A 1,019-nucleotide genomic window follows, 5' to 3' on the forward strand; every position below is an offset into this window, starting at 1 on the left:
GCACTCATCGCCCTGGCCATGCTCGCCCTCGGCGGCCACCCACCCACCCTCCCCGGGCGCGCCTAACCCACCCACGGAAGCAGCAGAAGAGCCCTAAATGGACGGACATGCCGTGAAAACTGGAAGGGTAGCGATGCGCGGCGACTACACACCGACCGCGGAGTTCTACGAACTGGTGGCCGATCGGCAGGTTCGCAGCAGTGGACCGCCATTGCGTGCCGTGCTCTCCGATGTGGACGTCGATGCTGGAGTGGTGCTGGAGATCGGGGCGGGGACCGGTCGCGTCACGGAGGTCATCGCCGATGCCCTCCCGGGGGCACGGATCGTCGCGGCCGAACCGTCGCCACCGATGCGGGCGATCCTCACCAGCCGCGTCGCCGCTGATGACGATCTTCGCGAGCGGGTGACGATCACCGCGCAATCCGCGCCGGATCTCGACCTGCCGCCACGACTGGCCGCAGTGGTGATTTTTGGTGTCGTCGGCCACCTGGACGCTTCGGAACGTACGCGGTTGTGGCGGAGGGTCTCCGAAAGGCTGGTGCCGGGCGGGATCGTCGTGGTGGAGCTGATGGGAGTGCGCACTTCCCGGCAGATCCCGCAGACGCTGTCGCTCACGGCCCAGCTCGGACGACAGCGCTACGAGTGGTGGGTGGCCGGGCGACCCGCAGGTCCGGACCTGATGCGGTTCACCAACACCTGGAAGGTGCACCGGGACGACGTCCTAGTACGTGAGGTCTCCGACAGCTACGAGTGGTACGCGGTGGACACTGAATTGATCGCCGCGGAGTCCGGTCTGCCGACCCGACCGGTGCCCTCCGTCGTCAGCGAGGTCGCACCACCGGAACTGGCGGTGCTGGTGAAATGACCACGACCACAACGCGAACCGCGGGTTGGACGCTCGCGCTGGTTTAGTCGCAGGCGCTTTGATCAGGTAGACGTAGTGCGCAGACTCCCGGATTTATCCGTGGGGTTAGCACGTCAAGTGCGATGCTGACGTGCCCAGCGGTAATCCTGCCAAC

At 66.2% G+C, this 1,019-nt stretch carries 1 protein-coding gene; it reads left to right on the plus strand.

Annotated features, from left to right (window positions below):
- Positions 1-112: 112 nt before the first annotated feature.
- Positions 113-865 carry a class I SAM-dependent methyltransferase gene (locus ACWDKQ_RS36410; protein ID WP_450143279.1) on the plus strand — a complete coding sequence of 251 codons (753 nt, stop codon included), beginning with the start codon at positions 113-115 and terminating at the stop codon, positions 863-865.
- Positions 866-1,019 lie beyond the last annotated feature (154 nt).

The organism is Saccharopolyspora sp. NPDC000995 (assembly GCF_053599315.1).